This window comes from Butyrivibrio sp. FC2001, assembly GCF_000424125.1.
Taxonomy (GTDB): Bacteria; Bacillota; Clostridia; order Lachnospirales; family Lachnospiraceae; genus Butyrivibrio.
Map to the genome: position 1 here is coordinate 664,284 of NZ_KE384132.1, position 24,773 is coordinate 689,056.

Annotated in this window: 22 protein-coding genes; 1 reads left to right on the forward strand and 21 read right to left on the reverse strand. The window is 42.8% G+C overall.

The annotated features are described in order from the left end of the window. Positions 1 to 2: 2 nt before the first annotated feature. The 6 genes from fliY to G601_RS23790 all read right to left on the reverse strand — a co-directional run bounded on the left by fliY (position 3) and on the right by G601_RS23790 (position 4,983). Positions 3 to 1,277, reverse strand: a complete 1,275-nt coding sequence (fliY, locus tag G601_RS0116555; RefSeq protein ID WP_026666014.1) for a flagellar motor switch phosphatase FliY — start codon at positions 1,275 to 1,277, stop codon at positions 3 to 5. A 4-nt stretch (positions 1,278 to 1,281) separates the two neighbouring features. Next, positions 1,282 to 2,265: a flagellar motor switch protein FliM gene (gene fliM / locus G601_RS0116560; RefSeq protein ID WP_026490857.1), complete on the reverse strand. Its 984-nt coding sequence runs from the start codon at positions 2,263 to 2,265 to the stop codon at positions 1,282 to 1,284. Positions 2,266 to 2,331: 66 nt separating this feature from the next. Continuing rightward, a complete protein-coding gene (locus G601_RS0116565; protein WP_026490858.1) occupies positions 2,332 to 2,865 on the reverse strand; it encodes a flagellar basal body-associated FliL family protein in 534 nt (177 codons plus the stop codon). An 18-nt stretch (positions 2,866 to 2,883) separates the two neighbouring features. Then, complete coding sequence (locus G601_RS0116570) at positions 2,884 to 3,888, reverse strand: OmpA/MotB family protein (protein WP_026490859.1); 1,005 nt, start codon at positions 3,886 to 3,888, stop codon at positions 2,884 to 2,886. Then, entirely contained in the window at positions 3,888 to 4,694 is an 807-nt protein-coding gene (locus G601_RS0116575; protein ID WP_026490860.1) for a motility protein A, read from the reverse strand. Before G601_RS0116575 ends, G601_RS0116570 begins: the two co-directional genes overlap by 1 nt. Positions 4,695 to 4,740: 46 nt before the next feature. Continuing rightward, on the reverse strand, positions 4,741 to 4,983 hold the full coding sequence (locus tag G601_RS23790) for a flagellar FlbD family protein (RefSeq protein ID WP_035785292.1): 243 nt from the start codon (positions 4,981 to 4,983) through the stop codon (positions 4,741 to 4,743). 756 nt (positions 4,984 to 5,739) lie between these two features. Here G601_RS23790 and G601_RS0116585 point away from each other — a divergent pair. Then, entirely contained in the window at positions 5,740 to 6,588 is an 849-nt protein-coding gene (locus tag G601_RS0116585; protein WP_026666015.1) for a hypothetical protein, read from the forward strand. A 118-nt stretch (positions 6,589 to 6,706) separates the two neighbouring features. Here G601_RS0116585 and G601_RS27255 read toward each other — a convergent pair whose 3' ends face one another. The 15 genes from G601_RS27255 to topA all read right to left on the reverse strand — a co-directional run bounded on the left by G601_RS27255 (position 6,707) and on the right by topA (position 24,758). Then, a complete protein-coding gene (locus tag G601_RS27255; RefSeq protein ID WP_051205960.1) occupies positions 6,707 to 9,949 on the reverse strand; it encodes a flagellar hook-basal body complex protein in 3,243 nt (1,080 codons plus the stop codon). A gap of 216 nt (positions 9,950 to 10,165) precedes the next feature. Then, on the reverse strand, positions 10,166 to 10,561 hold the full coding sequence (locus G601_RS0116595; RefSeq protein ID WP_026490861.1) for a TIGR02530 family flagellar biosynthesis protein: 396 nt from the start codon (positions 10,559 to 10,561) through the stop codon (positions 10,166 to 10,168). 142 nt (positions 10,562 to 10,703) lie between these two features. Next, positions 10,704 to 11,459 (reverse strand): flagellar hook capping FlgD N-terminal domain-containing protein, encoded by a 756-nt coding sequence (locus G601_RS25325; protein ID WP_051205962.1) that lies wholly within the window; start codon positions 11,457 to 11,459, stop codon positions 10,704 to 10,706. A gap of 21 nt (positions 11,460 to 11,480) precedes the next feature. Then, on the reverse strand, positions 11,481 to 13,121 hold the full coding sequence (locus G601_RS0116605) for a flagellar hook-length control protein FliK (protein ID WP_026666016.1): 1,641 nt from the start codon (positions 13,119 to 13,121) through the stop codon (positions 11,481 to 11,483). 124 nt (positions 13,122 to 13,245) lie between these two features. Beyond that, on the reverse strand, positions 13,246 to 14,226 hold the full coding sequence (locus G601_RS23810; RefSeq protein ID WP_051205964.1) for a hypothetical protein: 981 nt from the start codon (positions 14,224 to 14,226) through the stop codon (positions 13,246 to 13,248). Then, complete coding sequence (fliJ, locus tag G601_RS0116615) at positions 14,226 to 14,684, reverse strand: flagellar export protein FliJ (RefSeq protein ID WP_026666017.1); 459 nt, start codon at positions 14,682 to 14,684, stop codon at positions 14,226 to 14,228. The genes G601_RS23810 and fliJ overlap by 1 nt, the downstream gene beginning before the upstream one ends. 3 nt (positions 14,685 to 14,687) lie before the next feature. Beyond that, a complete protein-coding gene (fliI, locus tag G601_RS0116620; RefSeq protein WP_026490864.1) occupies positions 14,688 to 16,046 on the reverse strand; it encodes a flagellar protein export ATPase FliI in 1,359 nt (452 codons plus the stop codon). After that, positions 16,046 to 17,194 (reverse strand): FliH/SctL family protein, encoded by a 1,149-nt coding sequence (locus tag G601_RS0116625; protein ID WP_026666018.1) that lies wholly within the window; start codon positions 17,192 to 17,194, stop codon positions 16,046 to 16,048. The genes fliI and G601_RS0116625 overlap by 1 nt, the downstream gene beginning before the upstream one ends. 10 nt (positions 17,195 to 17,204) lie before the next feature. Then, positions 17,205 to 18,305 carry a flagellar motor switch protein FliG gene (fliG, locus tag G601_RS23815; RefSeq protein WP_081673574.1) on the reverse strand — a complete coding sequence of 367 codons (1,101 nt, stop codon included), beginning with the start codon at positions 18,303 to 18,305 and terminating at the stop codon, positions 17,205 to 17,207. 42 nt (positions 18,306 to 18,347) lie between these two features. Beyond that, positions 18,348 to 20,000 (reverse strand): flagellar M-ring protein FliF C-terminal domain-containing protein, encoded by a 1,653-nt coding sequence (locus G601_RS0116635; protein WP_026490866.1) that lies wholly within the window; start codon positions 19,998 to 20,000, stop codon positions 18,348 to 18,350. An 86-nt stretch (positions 20,001 to 20,086) separates the two neighbouring features. Further along, positions 20,087 to 20,428, reverse strand: a complete 342-nt coding sequence (fliE, locus tag G601_RS0116640; protein ID WP_026666019.1) for a flagellar hook-basal body complex protein FliE — start codon at positions 20,426 to 20,428, stop codon at positions 20,087 to 20,089. A 52-nt stretch (positions 20,429 to 20,480) separates the two neighbouring features. Continuing rightward, positions 20,481 to 20,939 (reverse strand): flagellar basal body rod protein FlgC, encoded by a 459-nt coding sequence (gene flgC, locus G601_RS0116645; protein WP_026490868.1) that lies wholly within the window; start codon positions 20,937 to 20,939, stop codon positions 20,481 to 20,483. A gap of 13 nt (positions 20,940 to 20,952) precedes the next feature. Beyond that, complete coding sequence (gene flgB / locus G601_RS0116650; protein ID WP_026490869.1) at positions 20,953 to 21,345, reverse strand: flagellar basal body rod protein FlgB; 393 nt, start codon at positions 21,343 to 21,345, stop codon at positions 20,953 to 20,955. Between the two features lie 302 nt (positions 21,346 to 21,647). Continuing rightward, the gene (gene codY / locus G601_RS0116655; protein WP_026490870.1) at positions 21,648 to 22,427 is read right to left on the reverse strand and encodes a GTP-sensing pleiotropic transcriptional regulator CodY; all 780 of its coding nucleotides are present in this window, start codon (positions 22,425 to 22,427) and stop codon (positions 21,648 to 21,650) included. Between the two features lie 237 nt (positions 22,428 to 22,664). Continuing rightward, the gene (gene topA / locus G601_RS0116660) at positions 22,665 to 24,758 is read right to left on the reverse strand and encodes a type I DNA topoisomerase (RefSeq protein ID WP_026666020.1); all 2,094 of its coding nucleotides are present in this window, start codon (positions 24,756 to 24,758) and stop codon (positions 22,665 to 22,667) included. Between the last annotated feature and the right edge of the window lie 15 nt (positions 24,759 to 24,773).

Below are 24,773 nucleotides of genomic sequence, written 5' to 3' on the forward strand. Positions count from 1 at the left end.
ACTTATTGAACTATTTCGGTAACACGAACACCGAAGCTTTCTTCAATAACTACAACCTCTCCCTTTGCAACGAACTTACCATTTACAAGAACGTCAACAGGCTCACCTGCAACCTTCTCAAGCTCTATGATAGTACCGGGTGCAAAATCAAGAATATCTGAAATTGCCTTGGCTGTTCTACCAAGCTCAACAGTAACTTCAAGAGGTACGTCCTTAATAAGTCCGATGTTCTCTCCGGCTGCCATCATAGGACCGCCACCTGCAAAGCTCTGGAACTGAGCAGGCTGAACATTGGCACCCATCATCTGAGGCTGCATCATTGGCATACCCATAGGCATCATTGGCATACCCATCTGAGGCATACCCATCTGAGGCATTCCCATCTGTGGCATACCCTGCATCATGGAAGGATCCATGCCGGGCATACCTGCAGCAGCTGAAGGATCCGGAGCAGGCATTCCCATGTCGGGTGCAGCCGCTGCAGGAGCAGGCGCAGGTGCTGCCTCCTCTGCAGGAGCCTCTGTGCTAATAGTATCCTTAAGGCTCTTAGCAAAGTCTATGGGATACAGCTGCATAAGTGTTGAATCCACAAGTTCACCGATCTGCAGCTTAAAGGTAACACGGCAGAAGGTTCCTGTAAGGAACTCGGAAATCTCACTGGGATCATCATCAATCATATCAAGAAGCGTTGCTTCCGGTGGGCTGATATCAACCTTCTGACCGATCATGGTTGAAAGTGATGTAGCTGCCGCACCCATCATCTGGTTCATAGCCTCTGAAATAGCAGAAAGCTGCAGCTCACCAACCTCACCCTCAGTATTGGTTCCGTCACCACCCATCATAAGGTCGGTGATAACCATAACGTCACGCTCCTTGAGGATAAGTATATTAGTACCCTCAAGACCTACTGTGTACTTGATCTGAATAAATACGCAGGGCTTCTCATAGTTATTTAAAACCGTATTCCAGTTAGCAAGCTCAACCTGAGGCGTAGTGATATTAACCTTCTGATTAACAAGGGAATACAGAGTTGTAGCTGAAGAACCCATACTGATGTTGGCAACTTCACCTATCGCATCCTTCTCTACGTCATTCAAAAGGCTCTCATCGATCTCACCTGCTACAAAGCCGCCACCACCTGAGGGAGCTTCTGCAGCCGGTGTATCCCCACCTCCATCTGCAGGCGCAGCATCTCCGCCACCGGCGTCGCCACCTCCTGACGAATCCATACCGGCGAGCAGTGCATTTATTTCTTCCTGTGAAAGCATTCCATCCATGCTGCTACTCTTCCTCCTCTCTAATTACCGACGTTATTCTGACGGCATACTTATCTTTTGCGGTTCCCGGTAGTGCCGTGAATTTATATATATCACCGACATATACCTGAAGCTCGCTATTTACCTGACTCTCCAGTCTTATTATGTCACCCCTCTGGAGCTGAACAAAATCGCTGACTGATACGTTGCATTTTCCTAAAATCGCTTTTACAGGAACATCCACATGTCTTACAAGTGTCTCAAGATGTTCTCCGTAAGTATCGTCATCGTGCTTCTGCATGGTTGAAAACCAGAACTTGGTATTCAGTTTATCCATGACACTCTCTAGTGTGAAGTAGGGAAGACAGATATTCATAAGTCCCTCTACATCACCAATCTTAATATTAAGTGTTACGATGGCGATCATATCCGTAGGTGAAATAACCTGTGCGAACTGAGGATTGGTCTCAATCCTCTCCATGATAGGATTTATTGCAAGAACGTTCTCCCACGGTTCAACCATAAGCTGCATGCAAATGGTTATCAGCTTCTCTATTAGAGGCATCTCAATATCGGTGAACGGTCTGGTCTTATCTAGTCCCTCGCCTTCGCCACCAAGCATTCTGTCTATAAAGGCAAATCCGATATTAGCCTGAAGCTCTAAAATAATGGTTCCCTGCAGTGGTAAGAAATTTATAATTCCAAGAATTACAGGGTTACTAAGTGCATTACTAAATTCCGAATATGTTACAGTCTCGGAGTTAGCAACCGAAACCTGTACGTTTTTTCTAAGATAAAGAGGAAGTGTTGTTGATAACAGTCTTCCATAATGTTCATAGATCATCTCGAGGGTTCTCAGGTGTTCCTTTGAGAACTTCGCCGGTCGTTTAAAGTCGTAGTCCTTGACTTTTTTCTCGTCCGCAGCAGACATCTGATCCACGTCGAGTTCGCCGGTATTTAGAGCCGCGAGTAGATTATCTATCTCATTCTGTGATAATACTTCACTCAAGCGTAGATCACCTCACTTTTACACAAAAAACAACTCATAAACTCTTTTCATACTCCCCAATATAACTTACTGATAAACTGTTCCGGAAAAGTTTACATCATATATAAAGCCTGATCCGAAAAGCTCCTGGATCTGCTCAAGAAGTGTAGCCTTGGCTTCATCCTCGTGAGCCCTGATCTCATCAAGTGTATAAGAACCGATTACTGATGTAATCTTGGACTTGATCATATCCTGATAGCTTGTCATTGATTCCTCTGTACCATAGGTAGCGTAATCCTCATTGGATTTATCCATGGAAAGAACTATGGTTGTCAGCATGTAATGAGACTTGCCTGAGCCATCCTCTTTAAGAGTAATTGTCATATCTGCAATTGAGTAAGGAACAACATTGGCAATATCTACATTACCGGAAGCTGATCCGGAAAATCCCTGACCATTTTCACCACCGTTAGCCTCAATCTGAAGCGCTGCAGCCACATCTCCAATAAGCGCAACCGCCTGATTGTTGGTAGTCATGACTGTGAGCATCATGAAGCCTGTCATACCGGTGTTAACTAAAAGTAATGCCAAAATGATAATTGCAAGCAGGTTTTTCTTCATTTGTAATCTCCCTCATAATCAATACATTGGACTAAGTGGATTGTATATTCTTATCTCAACTCGCCTGTTCCTTGCACGCCCCTCAGGGGTGGAATTATCAGCTACAGGCTCATACTCTCCTCTTCCTGAATGCTTAAGCTTAGACGGATCAAGTGATGTGTTATCCATAAAGTAGTAAAAAACGGAAAGTGCTCTTGCATCACTAAGCTCATCATTATTTGTAATCTTGCCATAGGATCGGTGCATCGGAACATTATCCGTATGACCCTCGATTTCTATGGTTCCGCCTGCATATCTCTCAAGGACAGTACCTACTTTATCAAGAATTGTACCTGCACCTTCCTTCAAGGTTGCATCACCGGTGTCAAAAAGAATGGCACCCTGTAATGTCAACTGAACAAACTGGCTTGTAAAATTAACATCTATCTGATTGGAGACATCCATAACATCCAGCGCTTCTGTTACTTCGGCAGCAAGTGCTTCCGATGCCTTAAGCTGCTCTGCTTCTGCAGCCTCCTGAGTCTCCTCAGCATTAGCACCCTTATTGTCCGCATCACTCTGAGATCCGGATTGAGTCTCATCTCCCTCAGTACCGGTACCCTGTGCATCACCTTCAGCTCCTGTGGACTCACCACCCTGGCCCTGCATGATACCCGAAGTATCACCTTCTTCACTGATGCCGGCGCCACCGTTCTCACTGGCGTTCTCACCTGAAGAATCGGTAACCTCCTCTTCCTGAGATCCGGACTGGGATATACCCATCGATATAATATAGTTGGACAGCTGATTCAGCTGTGAAATACCATCTCCAACAAGTGCACCTTGACCAAGGGCTGCCTCACCACCCTGGAAAATACCAAAGGCAGAACTGAATGATGCAGCAACCTCTTCAAACTTCTGAGCATCCATAGTCGCCATGGAGAACAGCAAAACGAAGAAGCACAGAAGCAGGTTCATCAGATCACCAAAAGTTCCCTGCCAGGCAGGCAAACCCGGTTTTATTTCTTCTGGTTTTTTAGCCATTACTCTCCTCCGCCGCCATCACCGGAACCATTCTCAGCTTCATAAGCAGCTCTGTTAGCAGGTGACAGGAATGATTTAAGCTTCTCTTCAGTAACTCGGGGGTTCTCTCCCGCCTGTATAGAAAGTAAACCTTCTATAATAATACTTTTCATTGTGTACTCTGCGTTATCTCTTGCTTTCAGCTTATTCTCAGCAGGATAGCAGAACCAGTTCGCAAGAACTGATCCGTAGAATGTTGTAATGAGGGCAACGGCCATGGAAGGTCCGATTGATGAAGGATCTGACATGTTCTGTAGCATCAGAACCAGTCCAAGCAGTGTTCCGATCATTCCCCAGGAGGGTCCCATACCTGCAACATCAGCGAAGAACGTGTAGTTCTCCTTGTGTCTCTCAGACATGGCATCAATCTCGGCCTCTAGAATAGCCTTAACAAGCTCCGGCTCGGTACCATCTACGATAAGTCCGACGCCCTTCTTCATGAAGGCATCCTCAATGTTGCTGGCTGCCTCCTCAAGTGCAAGAAGTCCTTCCTTACGGGCTGTGTTGGATAAGTCGATAATCTGCTTGATTACTGCCTTGGTATCATCTGCCGGCATCTTAAAAATCAATGTATATGACTTAAGTCCGTTAATGAAACTCGGCATGGTTCTGGAAGCCAGAACTGCCATGAAAGCTCCACCGAAAGTAATCATCGCAGAAGGCGCATCGACGAAGTATTGGACACCGGAAATTCCGGCACCAAACACAATACTAAGAATCATGAATATGAAACAAAGTACAACACCAAGTAATGACGCAATATCCACTTAGTTTTCCCCCTTCATCAAAGACTATAGCAAAATGCTCTTGCAATCAGTGCAAAGCATCATGAATGCGAGCCTTAGTCGCTTCTTCACTACATGAAACAAGTGGCGCTCCGGTCTGTACGCCCCATCTCTCATTACATCTCTTCATGACCTCGGGAAGTGACTCCTGCACAATGAACTTCCGCCCATTTGCCATGATCACGACTGTATCGGGAGTAGATTCTACTGTCTCTATTAGATTCTCATTGACCAGGATCATCCGGCCATCCAATCTGGTAATTTCGATCACGATATCTCCCCCGACACTCGTCTGAAATCGTTGAAATAAAATTGCAGAAATGCACCGCCCAATTTAGCAAAAGTTACACTTCTAGGTTTATTAACACAATTTTATCATGGTTTTTCATTATTTTGATGCACAAAATTCCGCAAAAACATAGCTTGTGAATTTTTATTTCAGTTTTTAATGTGATTAATGAAATAAATTTACACGCTACATCTTGTGCATACTTCATTTTTGATTATACAACATCTCGTGATTTATTAAAACCGTTTTGGAGAGATTTGTGTTTAATGGCTTATGAAATTTTAATTTAAAGAATTTTTCGGGTTTGTTTATTTGAATTTTAGATATTGGGTGATTTTTAGGAGGTTGTTTTGAGGTGTGGTGAAATTTTATTTCATTATTATTGGAGGTTTGGTGTAATTTTATTTCATTTTCTTCTTGTTTTGCTTATTTTTTTCTTTAGAGTATTTTTTTGGGAGTACTTTTGGGCCGGGTATTTTTTGCTTAGCTGTGTTTTTTATATTAACGGTGTTTTCATAGCTTTTTGAACCATTATCATATTACAACTTGACAATGTGGCAATAACGCCTTAATATGATCTCTTGTCAGAAAGCCATACGGGTTTTCCTGGGAGACTCTCCCATATTTTCCATTTATTTTTCATATATAGCATTTTTTCAAAGCACTAATTAATTTCTTATTTATATTTCTAAACCTTGTATGGTTTTCTGATAAATATAAACCAACAAGGAGGAAAAATTGAGTAACACGTTAACAGTAAACAGAAAGTATAAGGATTCCGTTTTTAGGATGCTTTTCAATAGCAAGGAAGAACTCTTATCCTTATACAACGCAGTCAATGGCACTAATTATGAAAACACAGATGATTTAGAAATCAACACCCTTGAAGAAGGTGTCTACATGAAGATGAAGAATGACATCTCTTTCATCTTCGGATTTGAGTTAAATCTTTACGAGCATCAGAGCACGGAATGTGGAAATATGCCCCTTAGATTTCTTATCTATGTAACAAAAATAATATCCAGAATGATAGTCCGAGATGATCTCTATAAGAAACAGGTTATAAAAATCCCAGCTCCAAGATTCGTAGTTTTCTACAATGGAACTGATATGAATGAGGACAAAGTAACTTATAGACTTTCAGATCAATATGAAAAGGTTCTTCAGACTCCTGAACTGGAACTATTAGTCACAGTTATCAATATTAACGCGAATCATAATCCCGATATTTTACATGCCTGCAAAGCCCTCAATGATTATGCCGTCTTCGTTGCAAAAATCAGGACATATGCTAAGATAATGGTAATAGAAGATGCTGTCGAAAAGGCAATTGATGAATGCATTGCCGAAGGAATAATAGAAGACTTCCTTATGAAGCATCGTGCGGAGGTACAAGAAATGAGTGTATTTGAATATAACGAAGAACTTCATTTACAGAACGTTCGCCAGGATGGCATAGATGAAGCCAACGCAAAAGCTGCCGTTATCATCGCAGAGAAAGAAGCTATTATTGCAGAAATGGGTTCTGCTATTGCTGAAAAAGATGCAAAAATTGCAGCATACGAATCTAAATATGGTCCGTTATAAAGAAACATTCAATAATACTTTAATTCAAAGGGCGCTCAACCGAGCGCCCTTTATATGTATTCTGCACTTCTCCCCCTCGATAAGTGCCATACATCATTATGAAATTATGCTACCGAAGTTATCTCTTCAGATTGGTCAGCTCCTCAAGGAGTGTATCTGAAACTGTGATAATACGGCTGTTAGCCTGGAATCCACGCTGAGTTGTGATCATGCTGGTGAACTCACTTGAAAGGTCTACGTTTGACATTTCCAGAACACCGGTTGTGATGTAGCCACCGTCTGTTGTTACATCCTGGATTGTAGCTTCGCCGGAGTTAAGGGTCTGGGTGTAGAGGTTGTCACCGTTTTTCTCAAGACCTGATGCGTTAGCAAATTCTGCTGTTGCGATCTGGCCGAGGAGCTTTGTCTGTCCATTTGAATATGTTGCGTAGATTGTTCCGTCCTTACCGATTGTGACACCGTTCATCTCACCAACTGCACGACCGGTCTTAAGACTCTGCTTATCACCCTTAACTGCTCCGATTGTGGAGGTTGCCATTGTGTTGTAGTTGGTTGTAGGTGAAAGGTCGATGTTTACATCTGTAAAGCCTGCCATCTTAGGCTGTCCATCAATGAGTGCATCCTGGTCAAAGTTAAGAATGATCTTCTCTGTAGGCTGCTCGATGGCACCGGTCTTAGCATTGTACTTCATTGTGATTGAGTTATTAACAATCTGAAGTGTTCCGTCATCGAGGATGTGGTATGTAAGGTTCTCATAGTTGCCTGACTGCTTATCAGGTGTGTAGTTGTATACGTCCGGGAAGAAATCAGCTGTAAGTGTTGCATCGTAAAGCTCTGATACATAGCCGGTTCTCGGAATCTTGTCGTATACTACTTTTCCTTCTTCACTTGCATTTCTGTAGGTTGCTGTTGTTTCATCCTCATCAATCTCGAATGTGAGCTGTGTCTCAGTTGTTGTCTGTGTAATCGCATAACTCTTTACACCTGAGTTATTCTTTGTACCAACTGAAAGCTTAGATCCATCATCACTTATGCTATAAGTAACATCATCATTACCAGGTGTGTAGTTATATATAGCCTTAAGTACATTCTTCTGAGAGTTTGTAAGTGTGTTAATATTTCCTGTAAGGGGAATAGCTGTCTCAACTTCAGATTTATAATTTCTGAATACAATGTTTGCACCTGTATTCATATAAACTGAATATCCATTCTGATTAGCATACTCTTCGTTAGTTGATCTTGTTGTAGTTGTCTTGTAAATTGTCATCTTGCCATCATTGGCAATTTCGTAAGTATATGTATATGTATTATTTCCTTCGGATGATGGAATATCTTCTACTCCCATTCCATATACTTTAAGAAGATCTATTGATGTTGCATCAATATTTGACAATGTACCCTTTTTATCAAACGTACTGTTTATATCTGACTTCTTATTTGTGAAAAGTGCTTTGTCTGTATCAAGTGATGTGTAGTTATATGTAGAAGCGTAATTTATGTCATTCTGTGTAGAAGTAGTAGTTGTTTCTCTTGTAAAGGAAACTGTTGCTTCTGTTCCTGCTTCATTAGGTGTAACTGTATAGAAATATCTATAAGTATTATTTCCTGACGTAGCATGTATCTTTTCTGATGTAATTCCAAACGCTGTAAGCATTTCTTCCGGAGTTGTTCCTTCTACCAATTCTCCAGTTAAAGCAGGAAGATTATAGCCATTAAAAGTATTTGTTGCTGATACAAAGGATGCCGTCTTATCCGGCAAATCTGTTGTTGTTCCTGTAGACGTCTTCTTGATTGTAAGATTCAACTTGCCATTTTCTGATATCGTATAAGAATATGTATCTGAAGTAGGATACTTACCGGTTGTCAGGCCATAAGCATTTCTTATATCATCAGTAAGTGCACTGCCACTCTTAGGAACTTCAATATTTGTATCTGTCTCAGTATTATTAAAAGTAATTGTTGAATCTGTTGTCTTAATAACCCTGTAAGTTGAAGCCAGATCCTTTACTTCATTTGTGTATACATTCTTATTAAGAGTTACATAGCTTACACCATCTGAAGATAAAGCATATGAATAATCAATTTTTCCCGGATCAAACTCAAGACTGTCAATATCGAGATTGAACATTTCTTTCATAACTTCCTTCTGCTTATCATCAAGAACATCTGCATTTGGCATGTCAAGCGTTCTGGGAAGTGTAGCATATGTTGAGTTTTCATAGGTTCCGTAAGTAACAGTTGTATCTGTAGAGCTGTTCTTATAGAAAGTTCCAAGGCTTGAAGAAGCCTTATCTGATGATGTTACAGGATAAACACTTAATGATCCATCAGAATTTATTGTGTAATAATCTGTTGATGCTACTGAATTATCACCGGATACACCAACTGAAAGATTATATACGTTTCTAAGAAGCTGAGGAGCCTTATCAACCAGTGATGAAATTGATCCGCTTACAGGAATACCTGAATAAGCTGTTGCTCCAGAAGAATCCTTAAAGGATGCATTCTTTGCACCAACTGTTGCTGTGTAGTTAACTGTTGTAACTGTCTTTGTCCAGGAATCACGGATACCATAGGTCTGCTCATCATTATCAAGATCTGTGAATGTAACATGGCTGAGCTTCTGTGCCCCGATTGTATTTCCCTTTGAATCGAGGATGTCCTCGAGAGTCATTGTGTATGTATGTTCAAGATCATCAACATCGCGAACTGCGAATTTTGCTGTGTAAAGATATCCAAGATTATCGTAGAATTCGAGAGTTACTGTCTTACCATTGTCGCTTGTGATATTTGTATCGTGCGCATCGATGTTACCGCTTACAAGACCTTCTGTTGTTCCTTCCGGAGGATAGGTCATGTTCTCAGCGCTCATGATCTGAAGCTTGCCGATACCGCCGTTTGTATTAACGGTGATGGCACCTGTCTCAGGATCTTCTGCTGCTGTCCAGCCATATACGAAGTAACCTGTTGACTGCATTGCGAGGTTTCCCGCGCCGTCTACGTAGAAGGAACCATCTCTTGTGAACATTGTCTGGTTACCATTATTTACTACGAAGAAAGCGTCACCGGTAATTCGCATATCGAACGGATTGTTTGTTGTTTCCGTTGCGCCCTGCTGAGTGATTGCTGTAGCAATCGCGCCTGATTTTGCACCAAGACCGATCTGACGGGCATTTATACCACCGGTTGTCTCGGTAGCTCTGGATGCACGCTGTGTGGTCTGATACATCAAATCACTAAAGGTAATAGACTGTGACTTGAAGGATGTGGTGTTAACGTTCGCGATGTTATTACCGATAACATCCATCTTGACCTGGTGGGTCTTAAGTCCTGCTACACCAGAAAAAAGTGATCTCATCATAAGGCATGTCCTCCTAATGTACTGGGGGACGGCACACATATTCTATTTTCCGATTGGGAATGAAAAGAAAGGAAACGTAAATTTGAATTCCTTCTGGCATTCGGGAATTCGTGACCTCCTTAGACACCTGCCACTTCCGGCTGGCTTGTGGGCGGTATGCGCACCGCCCTCGGTCCGGTCAAATTTCTTCAATTCATTCTTCTCGTGATATAGAACTTATGCGATTACCGCTCCGTCTATATTGGTGAAAATGTTGCTGCCAGTTTCCTGACTATCCATCGCGGTCACTACTGTGCTCGTCTTTACATTTACGATGAAGGCTAGCTGATCTACCAGGATGAGAGATTCATTTATCCCTTTCGCATTGGCCTGATTTCTTGCATTGTTCAGGCGGTCCATCTGATCCTGTGTAAGCTCAATGTTACGGTCACTAAGTCTGTTGGAAGCGTGCTTTGAAAACTTCACGCCTTCTCTGTTCTGCTCGATCTGAGAGAGGATTTTACCGAAATCAGAATTCTGAACGCCGGCTCCGCCTCTGATCTTCTCGCCCTGACCTAAGTACTGGTTCTGAACCTGTTCAATTGAAAGGAATCCGCTATTATCTATTCTCACGGCTTACTCCTTTCTTTATACAAAACACTAAGCCACTAATTGCTCTACCGCTTTATATTTCGGCAGAGGTCTCATAAACATAAGACCTTTTTACAATTTTTTATAATTTTTATAATTAAATACTGGCTCCTTAGATGTTCTGTTACTCTGCTGACTCTATTTCTGCCGCTTCTGTGTCGGTTCCTTCATCCTGGTCTTCTGTCAGCTTTGCTGCCTTAGCCTCTTCTTCTGCCTTTTTCTTTGCTTCGTACTCTTCCTGATTCTTGGTTGCTTCCTGTACCAGCTCTACTGCTCTCTTGTAATATTTTTCAAGAGTATCGATATCCTTCTTATCCAGAAGTGCAACTGCATCAGAATCCATATTCTTATAAAAACTGTATGCCTCATAAACCTTCTGGGCATCTGTGTAAACCATGTTCTCATATGCAGGGAACTTATCCATCATCTCAGCAAGGTCATCCGCCTGATTGTGGATTTCTACAAAATGACTGTCGGCAACTGAGCTGACATCTTCCATCTTGTAATCCTTGCCATCGATATTCAGATAGGCTTCTCCGCTCTTATAGGTAACATAGTCAACCTTGCCCTGTACCTGAGTGCCATTCTCATCAGTAACTATTACAGTTTTTCCTACAAGATCAGATGCTCTCGACATAGTGAAGGCTTCTGCCATGTTTGACAGCTGCTCAACCTGGGTAAAGGTCGCATACTGATTTATGTACTCGGTGTTTGATGTAGGCTCCAAAGGATCCTGATACTTCATCTGAGCACACAGAATATTCATGAAGGCATTCTTGTCATATCCCTGATTAGCTGCAGCCGCGTTCTTTTTCGCTTCTTCAGCCTGAGCTTTGGTATCAAGAATCTTACCATTTTCAACTACTGCATTAACGCTCATATTGGTACCTCCGAAAAGTTATCAAGCGGAGAAATCTACTGAATTACCATTAATTGCCATCATCTCAGCTGTGAGCTGATCAGCTTCATCGATCTCATCAAGCTCATCCATTGAGATATCCTCAAGTCTGATTCTTCTCATGGGCTTTCTGATGGATTCCTGAGCATCCTGATCATCTTCCTTCTGACTCTGGCTGTCGTTAAGTGCCTGGTCAAAAGCTCCTGCATTAACAGTAACCTCTACCGCTGTAACCTTAACTCCCTGCTCGTTCAGTTTTTCCTGAAGCTGCTGAAGCTGGCTCTCGATTGCCGCTCTGACATCCTCATTCTGAGTAAGGAACTTTGCAACAATGTTTCCATCCTTAGCTGCTTCGACAATTACATTGACGCTGCCGAGGCTTGCGGGATGAAGCTGTAATTCCATTGTTGTGGTATCAGGCTTTACGCTCATCTTGATGTATTCAGTAATCTGATCCATGATATCCTGTGCGTTCGTCCTAGCCATCTGCCCATAGCTTTCCGTTTCCACTACCTCTGAAAGAGATGAGGATATCTGGTTCATAATGTGATTGTACTGAGAACCGTCAGGTGCTTCCTGCTGGGGTTCATCGTGCTTGTTTTCTTCCTTAGGCTGCTGCTCTGCATTTATCTCGATCTGGAACTTAGGCTCTTCAGTAACCTGGGGTTCTGCCTGAGTCTCAGGTGTTGTAGTAACCTCTTTAACTGTTCCTTCACCGTTCAGATCAAGTCTTACTGCCTCGGATGAAATGATAGCCTGCTCATTAACAACAGGATTTGCATGCTGCTCAACAATTACCGGACTCTCTTCAGTCTGAATGACTCTCTCTCCGGCTCTCTGCTCAAGTTCTTCGTTAAAATTCTCTAATGCTGAACTAAGACCTTCCTCAGAAAGACTGAATTCTTCCATTAGGTTATGTCTTGTAGTATCTACCGCATCCTGCATGTTCTGGACATTCAGATAAACATCTGCGTTGGTAACGATCGCCATCACATCATCGGCTCCCGTTATCTGTGCAACTATCTGAGTCATGTTAGTAGGATCAAGTATTGCTACATTTGTAAGTCCCAGTGTTGCCATGGCATTCTCGATATCTTCGATATCAACGCCCATCTCATCAGCGAGCTGCTGCATCAGGTCTCTACTGCTTTCAAGCAGTGCCTCTTCAAGCTCTGAAAGTGCTTCATCGAGCACTTCAGCAGCTGCAGCTTCACCTTCAGGATTTTCATTGATCTGTGCCAGAGCCTCCTGGACTTCATTTGTTTCTTCCGTGAGTTCAGAAGCGGCTACATTTTCAGTCTCGTTTCCTTCAGTAGCTACCTTTGTCTCAGATGCTTTTGCTGCTGTAGCTTCTGTGTCATCTGTCTTAGCGGTTGTTACTTCTCTCACCGTTCCGTCGTCTGCATTTTTCACATTCTGTGTCTGTTCATAAGCTGCAGCAACTGTGTTTTCAGCAGCTCCGGTTGTTGTGAGAGTTTTGGATACGCTAAGCGAAATTGACGCAGTCTGCTTCTGAGTATTTGCGTTACTAAGGGCTTTCTGAAAATCTGTAGTCTGCTCCTTTGTAGCAGCAATTCCTTTTGACTGCATGGTATTAGCAAAGAAATCTAAATTGTTAATACCCGGAATCGCGTTAGTAATCAAATCCTTTTCCTCCTTTCTTTGTTACTTACGGGTACACTCTACCCATAGTTCTACACAAAGTATATCGGCCATGTGTGTCAAAACTTAACCCACATGGCCGAAAAATATTAAAAATTTATAAAAATTAGTTTCCAACACCTGAGACCGTAGCCTTATGTGTAGAGGGCTCCATGTAGTCTGTAACTCTTCCTGCGTATTCCTCGTTCATCTTGTCCAGGATCGCTCCGCGGTTTTCAGCACTCATCTTGCCAAGGATTCTTGAGATAAGTCGTACTGCATCTCCGGTGTCATTCTCGATCATGGCATCAAATATCGCTGCTGCTTCCTTGGGCTTCATGGATGAGTACGCCTTTACGTACTGCTCAAGCTCAAGATCATCTGATTCGCCCTGAATAATCTGAGCATATATCTCAGCTGCTATATCAGGCTCTATCATCTCATAGTATTTTTTAAATTCCTCAGGTGAAGGTGCATTATCAGCGTAGACCACGTTTTTATAAAAGTCTTCCTTCTGTTCTTCAAGCTTTGCCTGTTCCTCTTCAAAGGGCTGAAGTCTTGAAACTTCAGTCTGGAGCTTTTCATTTTCCTCCTGAAGAGATGAGTTTTCCTCCATTTCCTTTCTCAGTTCATTCTCCAGTCTTTTTATATAAAGATTAGCCTCGTCAAGGCTGTTTGCCAGCTGCTCGTCCACAGGATTCACCGTGGTCTGCTGCTCTTCATATTTTTTCTGGGCAACAGGTGTGTAGCTTCCTTCGGGAAGAATCCCCTGAATACCCGGTATATCTCCGATTATCGGTGCAAGGACATTCGAACCAAAGCCTCCTACGTCGAGCTTTATCAGCAGTCCCATGATGATAAGCCAAATGACTATAATGAAAAAAGTAACAACAAGTGTTGCTATTCCGCCACCATCATCGCCGTTAAGCTCAGCAGTTCTCTCAGCAAGCTCTGCTTCGCGAAGCTTAGCCTGCTTCCTCTGTTCCTTGAGCTCTGCTCTTAAGGCTTTCCTGTCCTCTTTTATCTTTTTTCTCGCCTCTTTATCGGGGTCGAGTGGTTTAGGGAGTACCGAAGACTCTTTTTTCTCCTTAGCTTCCTTTTCTGCCATTATTCATCCTCTCTTGCACGCTGTGTATACGTGAAGCTGGTTCTTTCATCTACTTCCTTGGCTTCCGCCTCTTTCTCTTCCTCTATAAATTGCTCAAAGGCTTTTTCTTTAAGCCTCTCCTGCATCTTTCTCTCCTGAACGGCTCTTGCGAGCTTCATTCTGGCGACCTCAAACTTGGCTCTGTACGAATCGACCTTTACCTCCTGATCCTTGATGATAACATCCATCTGTCTCTGGTAGTAATTGTTGTCGGTGATCTTACGAACATCCATCAGACTGGCATTCCTGAGCTCATAACCCTCGCGGATAAATTCGTCACGGGTGCTAATGTACTCATTAAGAATGTCTATCTGATCATTAAGTGCCTTGGAGGCTTCGGCAAACTCCATTTTTACCTGTTCCTCCTGCTGCATTCTGAGGTTAAGAACGCCCTGAAGGCGATAATTGAATCTTGCCATATATTAATCCTTAAACATGCTTTCAAGCTTCGCCACAACTTCCTCATAGGTGAACTTCTCATCGGTTTCCTGCATAAGGAACTCATTAACCGCATCTATTTTCGATACAGCGTAGTCGATAGCTTTGTTGGCACCACTTTTGTAAGCTCCGATATTTATCAGATCCTCGGCATCCGAATAGGTCGCAAGAACGTTCTTAAGCTTACCTGCAGCCTTCTTCTGCTCCGGTGGAGCTATGGCGCTCATACATCTTGAAATACTTGCCAGAACATCTATCGCAGGATAGTGGTTCTTCTGTGCAAGCTTTCTGTTAAGTACAATATGTCCGTCAAGAATACCTCTGGCGGTATCCGTTATAGGCTCATTAAAATCATCACCATCTACAAGAACCGTATACAGTCCTGTAATGGAACCTTTTCTCGATTTCCCTGCACGCTCAAGGAGCTTTGGCATCTCCGCATAAACACTTGGCGGATATCCTCTTGATACAGGTGGCTCACCACTGGCAAGTCCGATTTCTCGCTGCGCCATTGAAAAACGTGTGAGGGAGTCCATCATTAGAAGGACGTCTTTTCCCTTATCACGGAAATATTCAGCAATTGATGTGGCTGTCTTTGCAGCCTTAAGTCTCTCCAAAGCAGGCTTATCAGAGGTTGCAACCACAACGATAGACCTCTCCATACCTTCAGGTCCAAGGTCACGCTCTATGAATTCACGCACCTCCCTGCCTCGCTCTCCGATAAGAGCGATGACGTTAATATCAGCGTTGGTATTTCTTGCAAACATGCCCATTAGTGTAGACTTGCCAACACCTGAACCTGCAAAGATTCCGATTCGCTGTCCCTTACCGACTGTCAGAAGTCCGTCAACAGCCTTAACTCCAAGGGATAACACATCTGATATCGGGTCTCTTGTCATAGGATCCGGAGGCTGGTTCTCAACAGAATAAGCTATTCCGTTTTCAAGCATGGTTCCTTTGCCGTAGTTTGTACCGTCAATCCTACCAAGCCCGTCCAGAGTTTTGCCAAGAAGTCCCTCACCTACATTTACACGAAGAGGTGAATCGGTATTCTCAACAATACTTCCGTTTCCTATACCACTGATATTTTCATAGGGCATAAGAAGCACATGGTTATCCTTAAAGCCAACAACCTCAGCCATAGTTCCACGTCCTGAGGGTCTGCCTGCTGTCTCGCCATCCTTTTTCTTCGAGTAGATATAGCAGATGTCGCCCATCTTAGCTTCAGGGCCTGCAGATTCAATGGTAAGACCAACTACATTAACGACCTTACCTCTTACTCTGTAAAACATCTGATTTGACAGCCTTTTGTACTTTGAATAATCAATAAATCCATTTGCCATCAGCGCTTATTCCTATCAAATGCTAAAAGCTTCAGTTTCCTTGATACTTCAGCAAGTTCAATACCAAGGGAGCAGTCAAATATACCGCCTTCTGATTCAATGATACATTCATTCTCCTTCAGAGTAGGGTCCTCGATGATCTCCAGTGTTGAATTGGGTGAAGCCATTGCTTCTTCAAGGTTTGGCTTCTCATCCGACACCAGATCGTAATCATCTGAAGAAATGTGAAGGATAATATCTGTTCCATTCTCCATCTTGCCAAGTGTAGTCCTGATCAGATGAAGAACAATGTCTTTATTTTCCCTAAACTCAACATTAAAAATATGCTCGTAAATCTGTGTTAAGGTATCGACCATATCAGGCTCAATACTGGCAACAAGCTGTTGGAAATCCGCCTGCTGCTTTGCACGCTCTTCTTCGATCTCAGCCTCAGCCTCAGCCTTCATTCTCTCTATCTCTTCCGAGGCCTGCTGAATTCCTTCCTGATATCCGGCATTTCTACCTTCCTCCATGGCCTGATTCTTTATCTGCTCGGCCTGGGAATTGGCATCATCAACTATCTGCTTAGCTTCTTCCTCTGCCATTCTGATCTGTTCATCTATCTGAGCCTGAATCTCTTCGAGGTTGATCTGGGGAACTTCCTCCGGTTCGGGAGCCGGCGGCTCCTCCATCTCCATTCCAAGATCCATATCCTCTTCGGACATCTGCATGCCCTGATTTTCAAAACCTTCGTTCTGGAACTCAGGATTGTTCACCATCTGGTTTTCACCGAAACCATTTATCTCGCCTTCACCATAGGAGCCTTCATCGAAAGAGCCATCATTAAAGCCGCCTTCTCCATTATCAAAGCCGTTTCCGTAGGAATTGTCCATTCCAGGAAATCCATCCTGAAATTCACCAAGCTCACCCGGATCGCCAAAATTGGTATTACCGATAATGTTCTGGCCATCGTCATAGGCATTTATCTGTTCAAAACCAAGGCCTTCTTCGAAACCACCAAAAGCAGGCACTGGTTCACCTTTCTCCAATGCCTCCCTTCTTTTGGCTTCTTCAGCCTGATATTTCTCTATCTTTTTCTGTGCAAGTTCGTTGTTATCTATGATATGTTTGTCATTTTCATCAACCTGATACCAACCGAACTTAAGCAAATTAGATTGATTAGACAACCAGGTCATCACCTCCGCCTCTAGAGATTACAATCTCACCGGCATCCTCAAGCTTACGAATAACATTAACGATCTTCTGCTGTGCTTCCTCAACATCCTTCATACGAACAGGTCCCATGAAGTCCATATCCTCCTTGATCATCTGAGCAAGACGCTTAGACAGGTTGTTGAAGATAGCAGTCTGTACCTGTTCGGTAGATCCCTTACATGCAAGACCAAGATCTGCATTATCAACGTCACGCAGCACTCGCTGAATAGCACGGTCGTCCAGAAGAAGGATATCCTCGAATACGAACATCTTCTTACGGATCTCATCAGCAAGCTCAGGCTGCTCGATTTCCAAAGTTTCCATGATGTGCTTTTCTGTCGCACGGTCAACCGCATTGAGGATTTCAACAACAGCATCTACACCACCGACAACAGTGTAATCCTGGTTAACCAGTGATGAGAGTTTTGATTCAAGTACTCGCTCTACTTCCTTGATGGTATCAGGACTTGTACGGTCCATGGTTGCGATACGTCTAGCAACATCAGCCTGTCTCTCAGGAGGCAGCGCACCAAGAATCATGGCACTCTGAGCTGAGGACATATAGGACATAACAAGGGCAATGGTCTGAGGATGCTCGTCCTGAATGAAGGTAAGAAGCTGTGAAGGATCAGCCTTACGAATAAACTCGAAGGGCTTAACCTGAAGAGATGCTGTCAGCTTACTGATAACATCCATCGCCTTATCTTCACCAAGGGCCTTCTCCAGAAGTTCCTTTGCATAGTTAATACCACCCTCAGCAATATACTGCTGAGCGAGGCAGATACCGTAGAACTCCTCTATAACCGCTTCCTTGATCTGTGGTGTTACACTTCTCGTGTTAGCGATTTCAAGAGTAAGCTCCTCTATTTCATCTTCCTTAAGATGTTTAAAAATTGCTGATGATTTTTCCGGTCCTAAGGCAATCAAAAGGATGGCTGCTTTCTGCGTACCTGAAAGATTCGCAGTAAGAGCCGGATCATAATTACCCGCCGGTGGAAGTGCTCCAGCCGCACCTGCGCCGCCTTCTAACTCGTCATCATCAAACTCTTCGCCGTCAATAGCCATGGCAATACTCCCCTCTGTGTATTTCTATCTACTCAGGTAAAATTATAGCTCGTAGTCCTCCTTAAGCCAGTTGCGAAGAAGAATCGCAGCAGCTTCAGGGTTCTCCTCAATAAATTTCTCAATAAGCTTCATGGTCTCGCTGCTCTCCTCCATAGTGATATCAGCAAGACTGTCCTCATCCTCCAGGAATTCTTCGGGCTGAGACTCAAGAAGCTCCTCAACTGAAAGCTCCTCAGGAAGAACCTCCTCCTCCTGCTCCTCAATCTCAATCTCTTCCTTCCTGGTTGTGATACTTCTCCAGATAACGAATCCGAGAAGGCCAAGAATAAGCAGAATAAGAATGAGCTGCAACAGGTCTGCAAAGGTAATTCCCTTAGGCTCTGCATCAAAGAATTCAGGCTGGTTATAAGCAGTCATTGAAATATTGGCTGCTGAAATACCTGAAGCCTTAGCTACAATATTGATAGTGTCCTCAGAAACCTCTGTCTGAGTAACTCCGGTATTCTCCTTGAATTCCTTCCAGGTCATATCGTTGTGATCAGAAGGATTATAATTATCTTCGTTATAAACCACATAGGTTGTGGCTGTTACGGAGATTGAGGATTCTTCGTAATTAACCTTACCTGAAGGTGTATCAACTGTTGTGATCTCCTCGTTAGGCAGGTAGTCCTTGGACTCTTCCTCAATTGTAGATGATGAATTCTCATTATCCTGCAGCATGTATGAGGTCTCATCATCGTTATTGGTATCTGTTCCGGGAATACCGCTTGTTCCGTTTACATTGTTAGCGTTATAGCTGTCCTCATGACTAAGTACACCCTGTGTCTGGCCTTCAGCCGGTGTATAGGTATGAGTTGTTTTCTTTATATTTGAAAAATCAAGTACGAGGTTACTTGCCACCTCGATCTCGTTGTAGAGCTTTGTTCCACGAAGGACTCTTATTATCTCATTTCTTATCTGAGCTTCTGCCTTGGTCTTAGCAGTGAGCTGTGTGCTTGCAAGTCCTGCAGCGGATGTATCCTCTGAGCCTGAGAACAGCATGTTACCTTCACTGTCCATAATAGTAATCTTCTCAGTGGTGTTGTTACCAAGTATAGTTGCCGTAGCCTTGGCAAGGTATGCTGCATTATCCTCGGTGAAAGCTTCAGGATCCTTTAATCTCAGGAAAATACTTGCTGAAGACTCTTCGTTTTTAGATAAAAGCGTTCCATCATTTGTAGGTATATGAAGCTCAACCTTGGCACTGTCGATTGCATCGAATCGTTCTGAAAAGTCATGTCCCAGCTTATCCTCAAGATAAGCTATGTATTTCTTCTGTTTATCTGATTCTGTGGTTGAAAAGCTTCCGTTTGTTACATTGTCAATGCTATAAGGCTCTGCCTGAATATTGTTTGTTGCAAGCAAAAGAGATGCACTGGTCTTATCCTCCGCCAAAACGTCGAATTTAAGCGCATCATCTGACATCCTGTATCTGATACCATTTTCATCAAAAAGCTCAATAATCTCATTGGATTGTTTGAGCGAATCTGCTGTAGCAATCGGTACATACTGAGGCTGATTAAACACCGTGACCAAAATGATAACCGTAAAGGCCACGGCAGCAAGTCCTGCCCCTATAAGCGTCTTCTGTCTGATTGTAAAACGATTCCACCACTCAAGAACCCTGTCCCTGAGTCCCAAAAGACGTTCTCGCATACTAAACTCCTCCCAAAACTTCTAAAAAGACCCCTCATCCGTCAGCTTCGCTGACACCTTCTTCCTTGGGAAGAAGGCTTTAATTACTAAATCTGCATCTGCATTATTTCTTTGTATGCAGCAAGCATTTTATCACGAACCGCAATGGTGTACTGCAGCGCTGTCTCAGCCTTCTGCAGTGCAATAGCCAGATCGTGTGTATTATCTGTCTCGCCAAGAGACCACTTGATCTCTTCGTTCTCAGCATCGGACAGATAAGCATTTGTCGTATTTATATTCTCAACTGCTCTGGTAAAAAAATTGGTGAAGGATCCGTCATTTCCAAATCTGTCCCCAAGAGGATTGGAAACTCTTGAATTAGCCTTCTCTGCATTTCTTATAGCAGTTGAATGTACATTTCTGATCTGACTGATATCAATATCTGCCATTTATATCCCCCTTAAACTTTTAACAAGGAAGTTATGCTCTTACTAAGTTCTCTTAACCCTGAGCTATAGATAATCCCTGCCCCATCAGGTACTTACTTGATGAAAAGGCTGTAGCGTTAGCTTCATAGCCTCTCTGTGCATCAATAAGGTTCGTCATCTCTGTCACTATATCAACATTCGGATAAGTAACATATCCGAACTCGTCTGCATCAGGATGTGACGGATCATATACCATCTTATAATCCGTCCAGGTATCGTCCTTAACAGATGACACCTTAACACCTCGTCCACTGTAGTGGTCAAGTCTCTCATTGAGAATCTTTGAAAAAGGTGTCTGCATACCCTTTTCAGAAAAGGTTACAACTTTTCTCGTATAAACATCGCCTGTAGCATCACGTGTAGTGTTGGCATTGGCAATGTTCTGTGAGATTATATCCATGCGGAATCTCTCCGCAGTCATTCCGGATGAATTAATGTTAAAGGAATCAAAAATGTTACCAGTACTGATCATAAGCTACACCCCATTATCCTTTCATTGCATTCTGAAGGTTGGTAAACTCTGACTTGATACCAAGCATAACGCCCTGATACTTGATCTGGTTAGCTGCAAGTGTAACGTTCTCGGTATCGATGTCCACGTTATTGCCATCCATTCTGTATGAGAAATTGGAATAGTCTGTATAAGGTCTTGGCTTAAGTCTGCTGATCTTAAGTCCTGCAACCTTAGCATCCATGGTCTTATACCTTGAATTACCAAGCGCACGCTCAAGCTCTCTTTCGAATGCAACATCCTGTCTCTTGTAATTAGGCGTATTTACATTCGCAAGGTTATTAGACAGAACCTCATTCCTTATCCATGAAGCATCTGCCGTCTTATCCAGTACATTAATGTAATCAAATGCATTGCTATTGATCATATTTTCTCCCCCGTAAACAAACGAAGTGGGTAAACATAATGAACCTTTTAACCCTTATTTACATATTAAAATGAAATTTATCAAATTACAAGTGATTTGAGGTAAAAACACACTTTATATTGTGTTTTTTAACCCGAGCTGATACAAGTATTAGTTTTCTCATCAGGTCCTTATTAAAAAATGAGGGATCTATCCAAAAAAGATAAATCCCTTCATCACCACCGTCCTATATAATGTTTCGGAGCATAAGCCGGATCATATTAGACAGTTCACAGAATGTTCAAGCATTTTCGCAAAATACCTTACATCTGAGACTTTAATTTCTTGATTTCATCGAATACCACATCATTCAGAACCTTGATATATGTTCCCTTCATTCCTGAAGATCTGGATTCGATTACTCCGGCACTTTCAAACTTTCTAAGAGCATTGACGATAACGCTTCTTGTGATGCCAACCCTGTCAGCAATCTTACTTGCTACAAGTACGCCCTCCATGCCATTTAATTCATCGAATATATGAATGATAGCTTCCATCTCTGAGAATGAAAGTGTTCCAATGGCAGATTTTACAACTGCAAGCTTTCTGCTCTCCTCAGCACTCTCCTCATTAACAGCTCTTAGCATCTCAAGACCAACAACTGTTGTGCCATATTCGCATAGAATTATGTCGTCAATGTCATAGGGTTCATCGCATTTATAGATAAAAAGAGTTCCAAGTCTTTCACCGGCAATCTCAATAGGTGTGATAATTGCCTGATATCTTCTCATATCAACGTCTTCAAATCCAAGTGTTTCGAGATTGACATTTTCTTTGGTGGACAAAACCGTAAGAAGTCTCTCGTTAAGCATCGGGTCGATAAAGCTGCCCACATCATCAACAAGCATCTCGCCAAGTGAGTCAACAGCCTTAGCCTCACCTATTCCGAGAACCTTTCCCTTTCTGCTTATAACAAGCATGTTAGAATTTAGTATTTCACATAACACCGAGCAAATGTCATTAAAAACCACCTTGCCGGAATTACTGTTGTGTAGAAGTTTACCAATTTTTCTGGTTTTGTCCAAAAGCTGTACGCTACTCATGAAAAAATTCTCCTTTTATCTGAAAACGTTAACAAAAATACATGAATCTACTACAACTAATGCGATTGTAACATATAATATAGACTACATCAAAGAGATTTGTACATCTTTTAATTAAAATTTAATGAATAGTTGATACAATATATATTATTCAAACCTGAACACCAATATAAAAAGCAGATGCCGTCTTTTTATCCGCACATCTGCTTTAGTATTTTTAAGTGATTTTATGTATTTTTATTCTTCGTCTTCCTTGTTGTGGTCAATAATATTGCCACACTCAGGATCATTACATACAAGCTTGTTATTCTTGATAAGCATCAGACCGCCACACTTAGGACATGCCTTCTTGGAAGGTCTCTGCCATACCATGAAGTCACAATCAGGATTATCAATACATCCGTAGTAGAGACGACCCTTTCTGGTTCTCTTAAGGACGATATCCTTACCACACTTAGGACAGAAAACGCCGGTCTTTTCATAATAAGGCATTGTATTTCTGCACTCCGGGAAACCGGGACATGCAAGGAACTTTCCGTGAGGTCCGTACTTGATTACCATGTTGCGTCCGCAGTTCTCGCAGACTACATCGGTTGCCTCATCCTGGATTTCAACTTTCTCTATCTCCTTCTGCGCCTTCTCAACTGCATCGGCAAGATCAGGATAGAAGTTCTCAACGATTGTCTTCCACTTAACGTCACCTTCTGCAACGCCATCAAGAAGTGTCTCCATGTTTGATGTGAAGCTTACGTCAACAATCTGAGGGAATGCCTCGTTCATCATCTTGTTAACTGCTTCTCCAAGCTCTGTCACATAGAGATTCTTGTTTTCCTTGGTTATATAATGTCTTGCAAGGATAGTTGTGATCGTAGGTGCATAGGTACTGGGTCTTCCGATTCCAAGCGCCTCTAGATCGTGAACGAGTGAAGCCTCTGTGTAGTGAGGTGCAGGCTGTGTAAAGTGCTGCTTCTCCTCGAACTCCTGAAGCTCAAGCTCTGAGTTCTCATCTATTCTCTTTGCAAGTGTATTCTTCTCGATCTGATCATCTTCATCTGTGTAAACGTTCATGAAACCGTCGAAGATTGTTCTGGATGCAGCGACTGTAAAACGATGATCGCCAGCATCAATTTTTACTGAAGTTGTCTCATACTTGGCAGCTGCCATTCTGCTGGCCATGAATCTGCGCCAGATAAGCTGGTAGAGACGGAACTGATCGCGGCTAAGGAATTCCTTAACAGCAACCGGTGTGTTATTTACATCAGTAGGTCTGATTGCTTCGTGCGCATCCTGGATCTTAGCTCCTGCCTTAGCACCGGGTGTCTTCTCAGCAAGATACTCATCACCGAATGCATCAGATATATACTTAGCAACTGAAGCCTGTGCCTCATCAGAAATACGTGTGGAATCTGTACGAAGGTAGGTAATAAGTCCGACTGTTCCGGCCTTACCCATGTCGATTCCTTCATAGAGCTGCTGCGCTGTTCTCATAGTCTTCTGAGTTGAGAAGTTGAGAGTCTTTGAAGCCTCCTGCTGAAGTGTTGATGTTGTAAAGGGAAGCGGAGCCTTCTTGGAACGCTCGCCCTTCTTAATCTCTGAAATCTTAAACTTTTTGCCCTTAAGGTCCTTTAAAATCTCATCGAGCTCAGCCTTTGATGCTATCTCAGCTTTCTTGCCATCTTTTCCGTAGTAATGCGCTACGATGGGCTTCTTCTCACCCTTTACCTTAAGTGTAGCATCAAGTGACCAGTATTCCTGAGGAATGAAGGAATTGATCTCATCCTCTCTGTCACAAATAATTCTAAGTGCAACTGACTGCACACGGCCCGCGCTGAGGCCTCTCTTAATCTTCTCCCAAAGGAGTGGTGATATCTGGTAACCAACCATTCTGTCGAGAACTCGTCTGGCCTGCTGAGCATCAACAAGGTTCATGTCAATGTCTCTGGGATGCTTCATAGCTTCCTTAACAGCAGACTGAGTGATCTCGTTAAATGTCACTCTTGAAAAACGATCCTTGGCATTCTCAAGCTTAAGTGCTGTCATAAGATGCCATGAAATAGCTTCACCCTCGCGGTCAGGGTCAGTTGCGAGATAAATATGGTCAGCGTTTTTCGCTGCCTTTCTCAAAGCCGCAAGTACGTCCCCCTTACCTCTTATGGTGATGTACTTAGGTTCAAAATCATGTTCAACATCAATTCCCATCTGGCTTCTGGGAAGGTCGCGAACGTGTCCGTTACTTGCTGCCACTTCGTATCCATTGCCCAGGAATTTCTTAATTGCCTTCACCTTTGTAGGTGACTCAACGATTAGTAAGTTCTTTTTCTTTGTTGCCATTAAATGTGCCCCTCT

Coding starts and splice junctions, on each gene's coding strand:
- fliY (WP_026666014.1), bottom strand. CDS start 1,277: ATGGATGGAATGCTTTCACAGGAAGAAATAAATGCACTGCTCGCCGGT.
- G601_RS0116565 (WP_026490858.1), bottom strand. CDS start 2,865: ATGAAGAAAAACCTGCTTGCAATTATCATTTTGGCATTACTTTTAGTT.
- G601_RS0116570 (WP_026490859.1), bottom strand. CDS start 3,888: ATGGCTAAAAAACCAGAAGAAATAAAACCGGGTTTGCCTGCCTGGCAG.
- G601_RS27255 (WP_051205960.1), bottom strand. CDS start 9,949: ATGATGAGATCACTTTTTTCTGGTGTAGCAGGACTTAAGACCCACCAG.
- G601_RS25325 (WP_051205962.1), bottom strand. CDS start 11,459: ATGAGCGTTAATGCAGTAGTTGAAAATGGTAAGATTCTTGATACCAAA.
- G601_RS23810 (WP_051205964.1), bottom strand. CDS start 14,226: ATGGCAGAAAAGGAAGCTAAGGAGAAAAAAGAGTCTTCGGTACTCCCT.
- fliJ (WP_026666017.1), bottom strand. CDS start 14,684: ATGGCAAGATTCAATTATCGCCTTCAGGGCGTTCTTAACCTCAGAATG.
- fliI (WP_026490864.1), bottom strand. CDS start 16,046: ATGGCAAATGGATTTATTGATTATTCAAAGTACAAAAGGCTGTCAAAT.
- fliG (WP_081673574.1), bottom strand. CDS start 18,305: ATGGCTATTGACGGCGAAGAGTTTGATGATGACGAGTTAGAAGGCGGC.
- G601_RS0116635 (WP_026490866.1), bottom strand. CDS start 20,000: ATGCGAGAACGTCTTTTGGGACTCAGGGACAGGGTTCTTGAGTGGTGG.
- fliE (WP_026666019.1), bottom strand. CDS start 20,428: ATGGCAGATATTGATATCAGTCAGATCAGAAATGTACATTCAACTGCT.
- flgC (WP_026490868.1), bottom strand. CDS start 20,939: ATGATCAGTACTGGTAACATTTTTGATTCCTTTAACATTAATTCATCC.
- flgB (WP_026490869.1), bottom strand. CDS start 21,345: ATGATCAATAGCAATGCATTTGATTACATTAATGTACTGGATAAGACG.
- codY (WP_026490870.1), bottom strand. CDS start 22,427: ATGAGTAGCGTACAGCTTTTGGACAAAACCAGAAAAATTGGTAAACTT.
- topA (WP_026666020.1), bottom strand. CDS start 24,758: ATGGCAACAAAGAAAAAGAACTTACTAATCGTTGAGTCACCTACAAAG.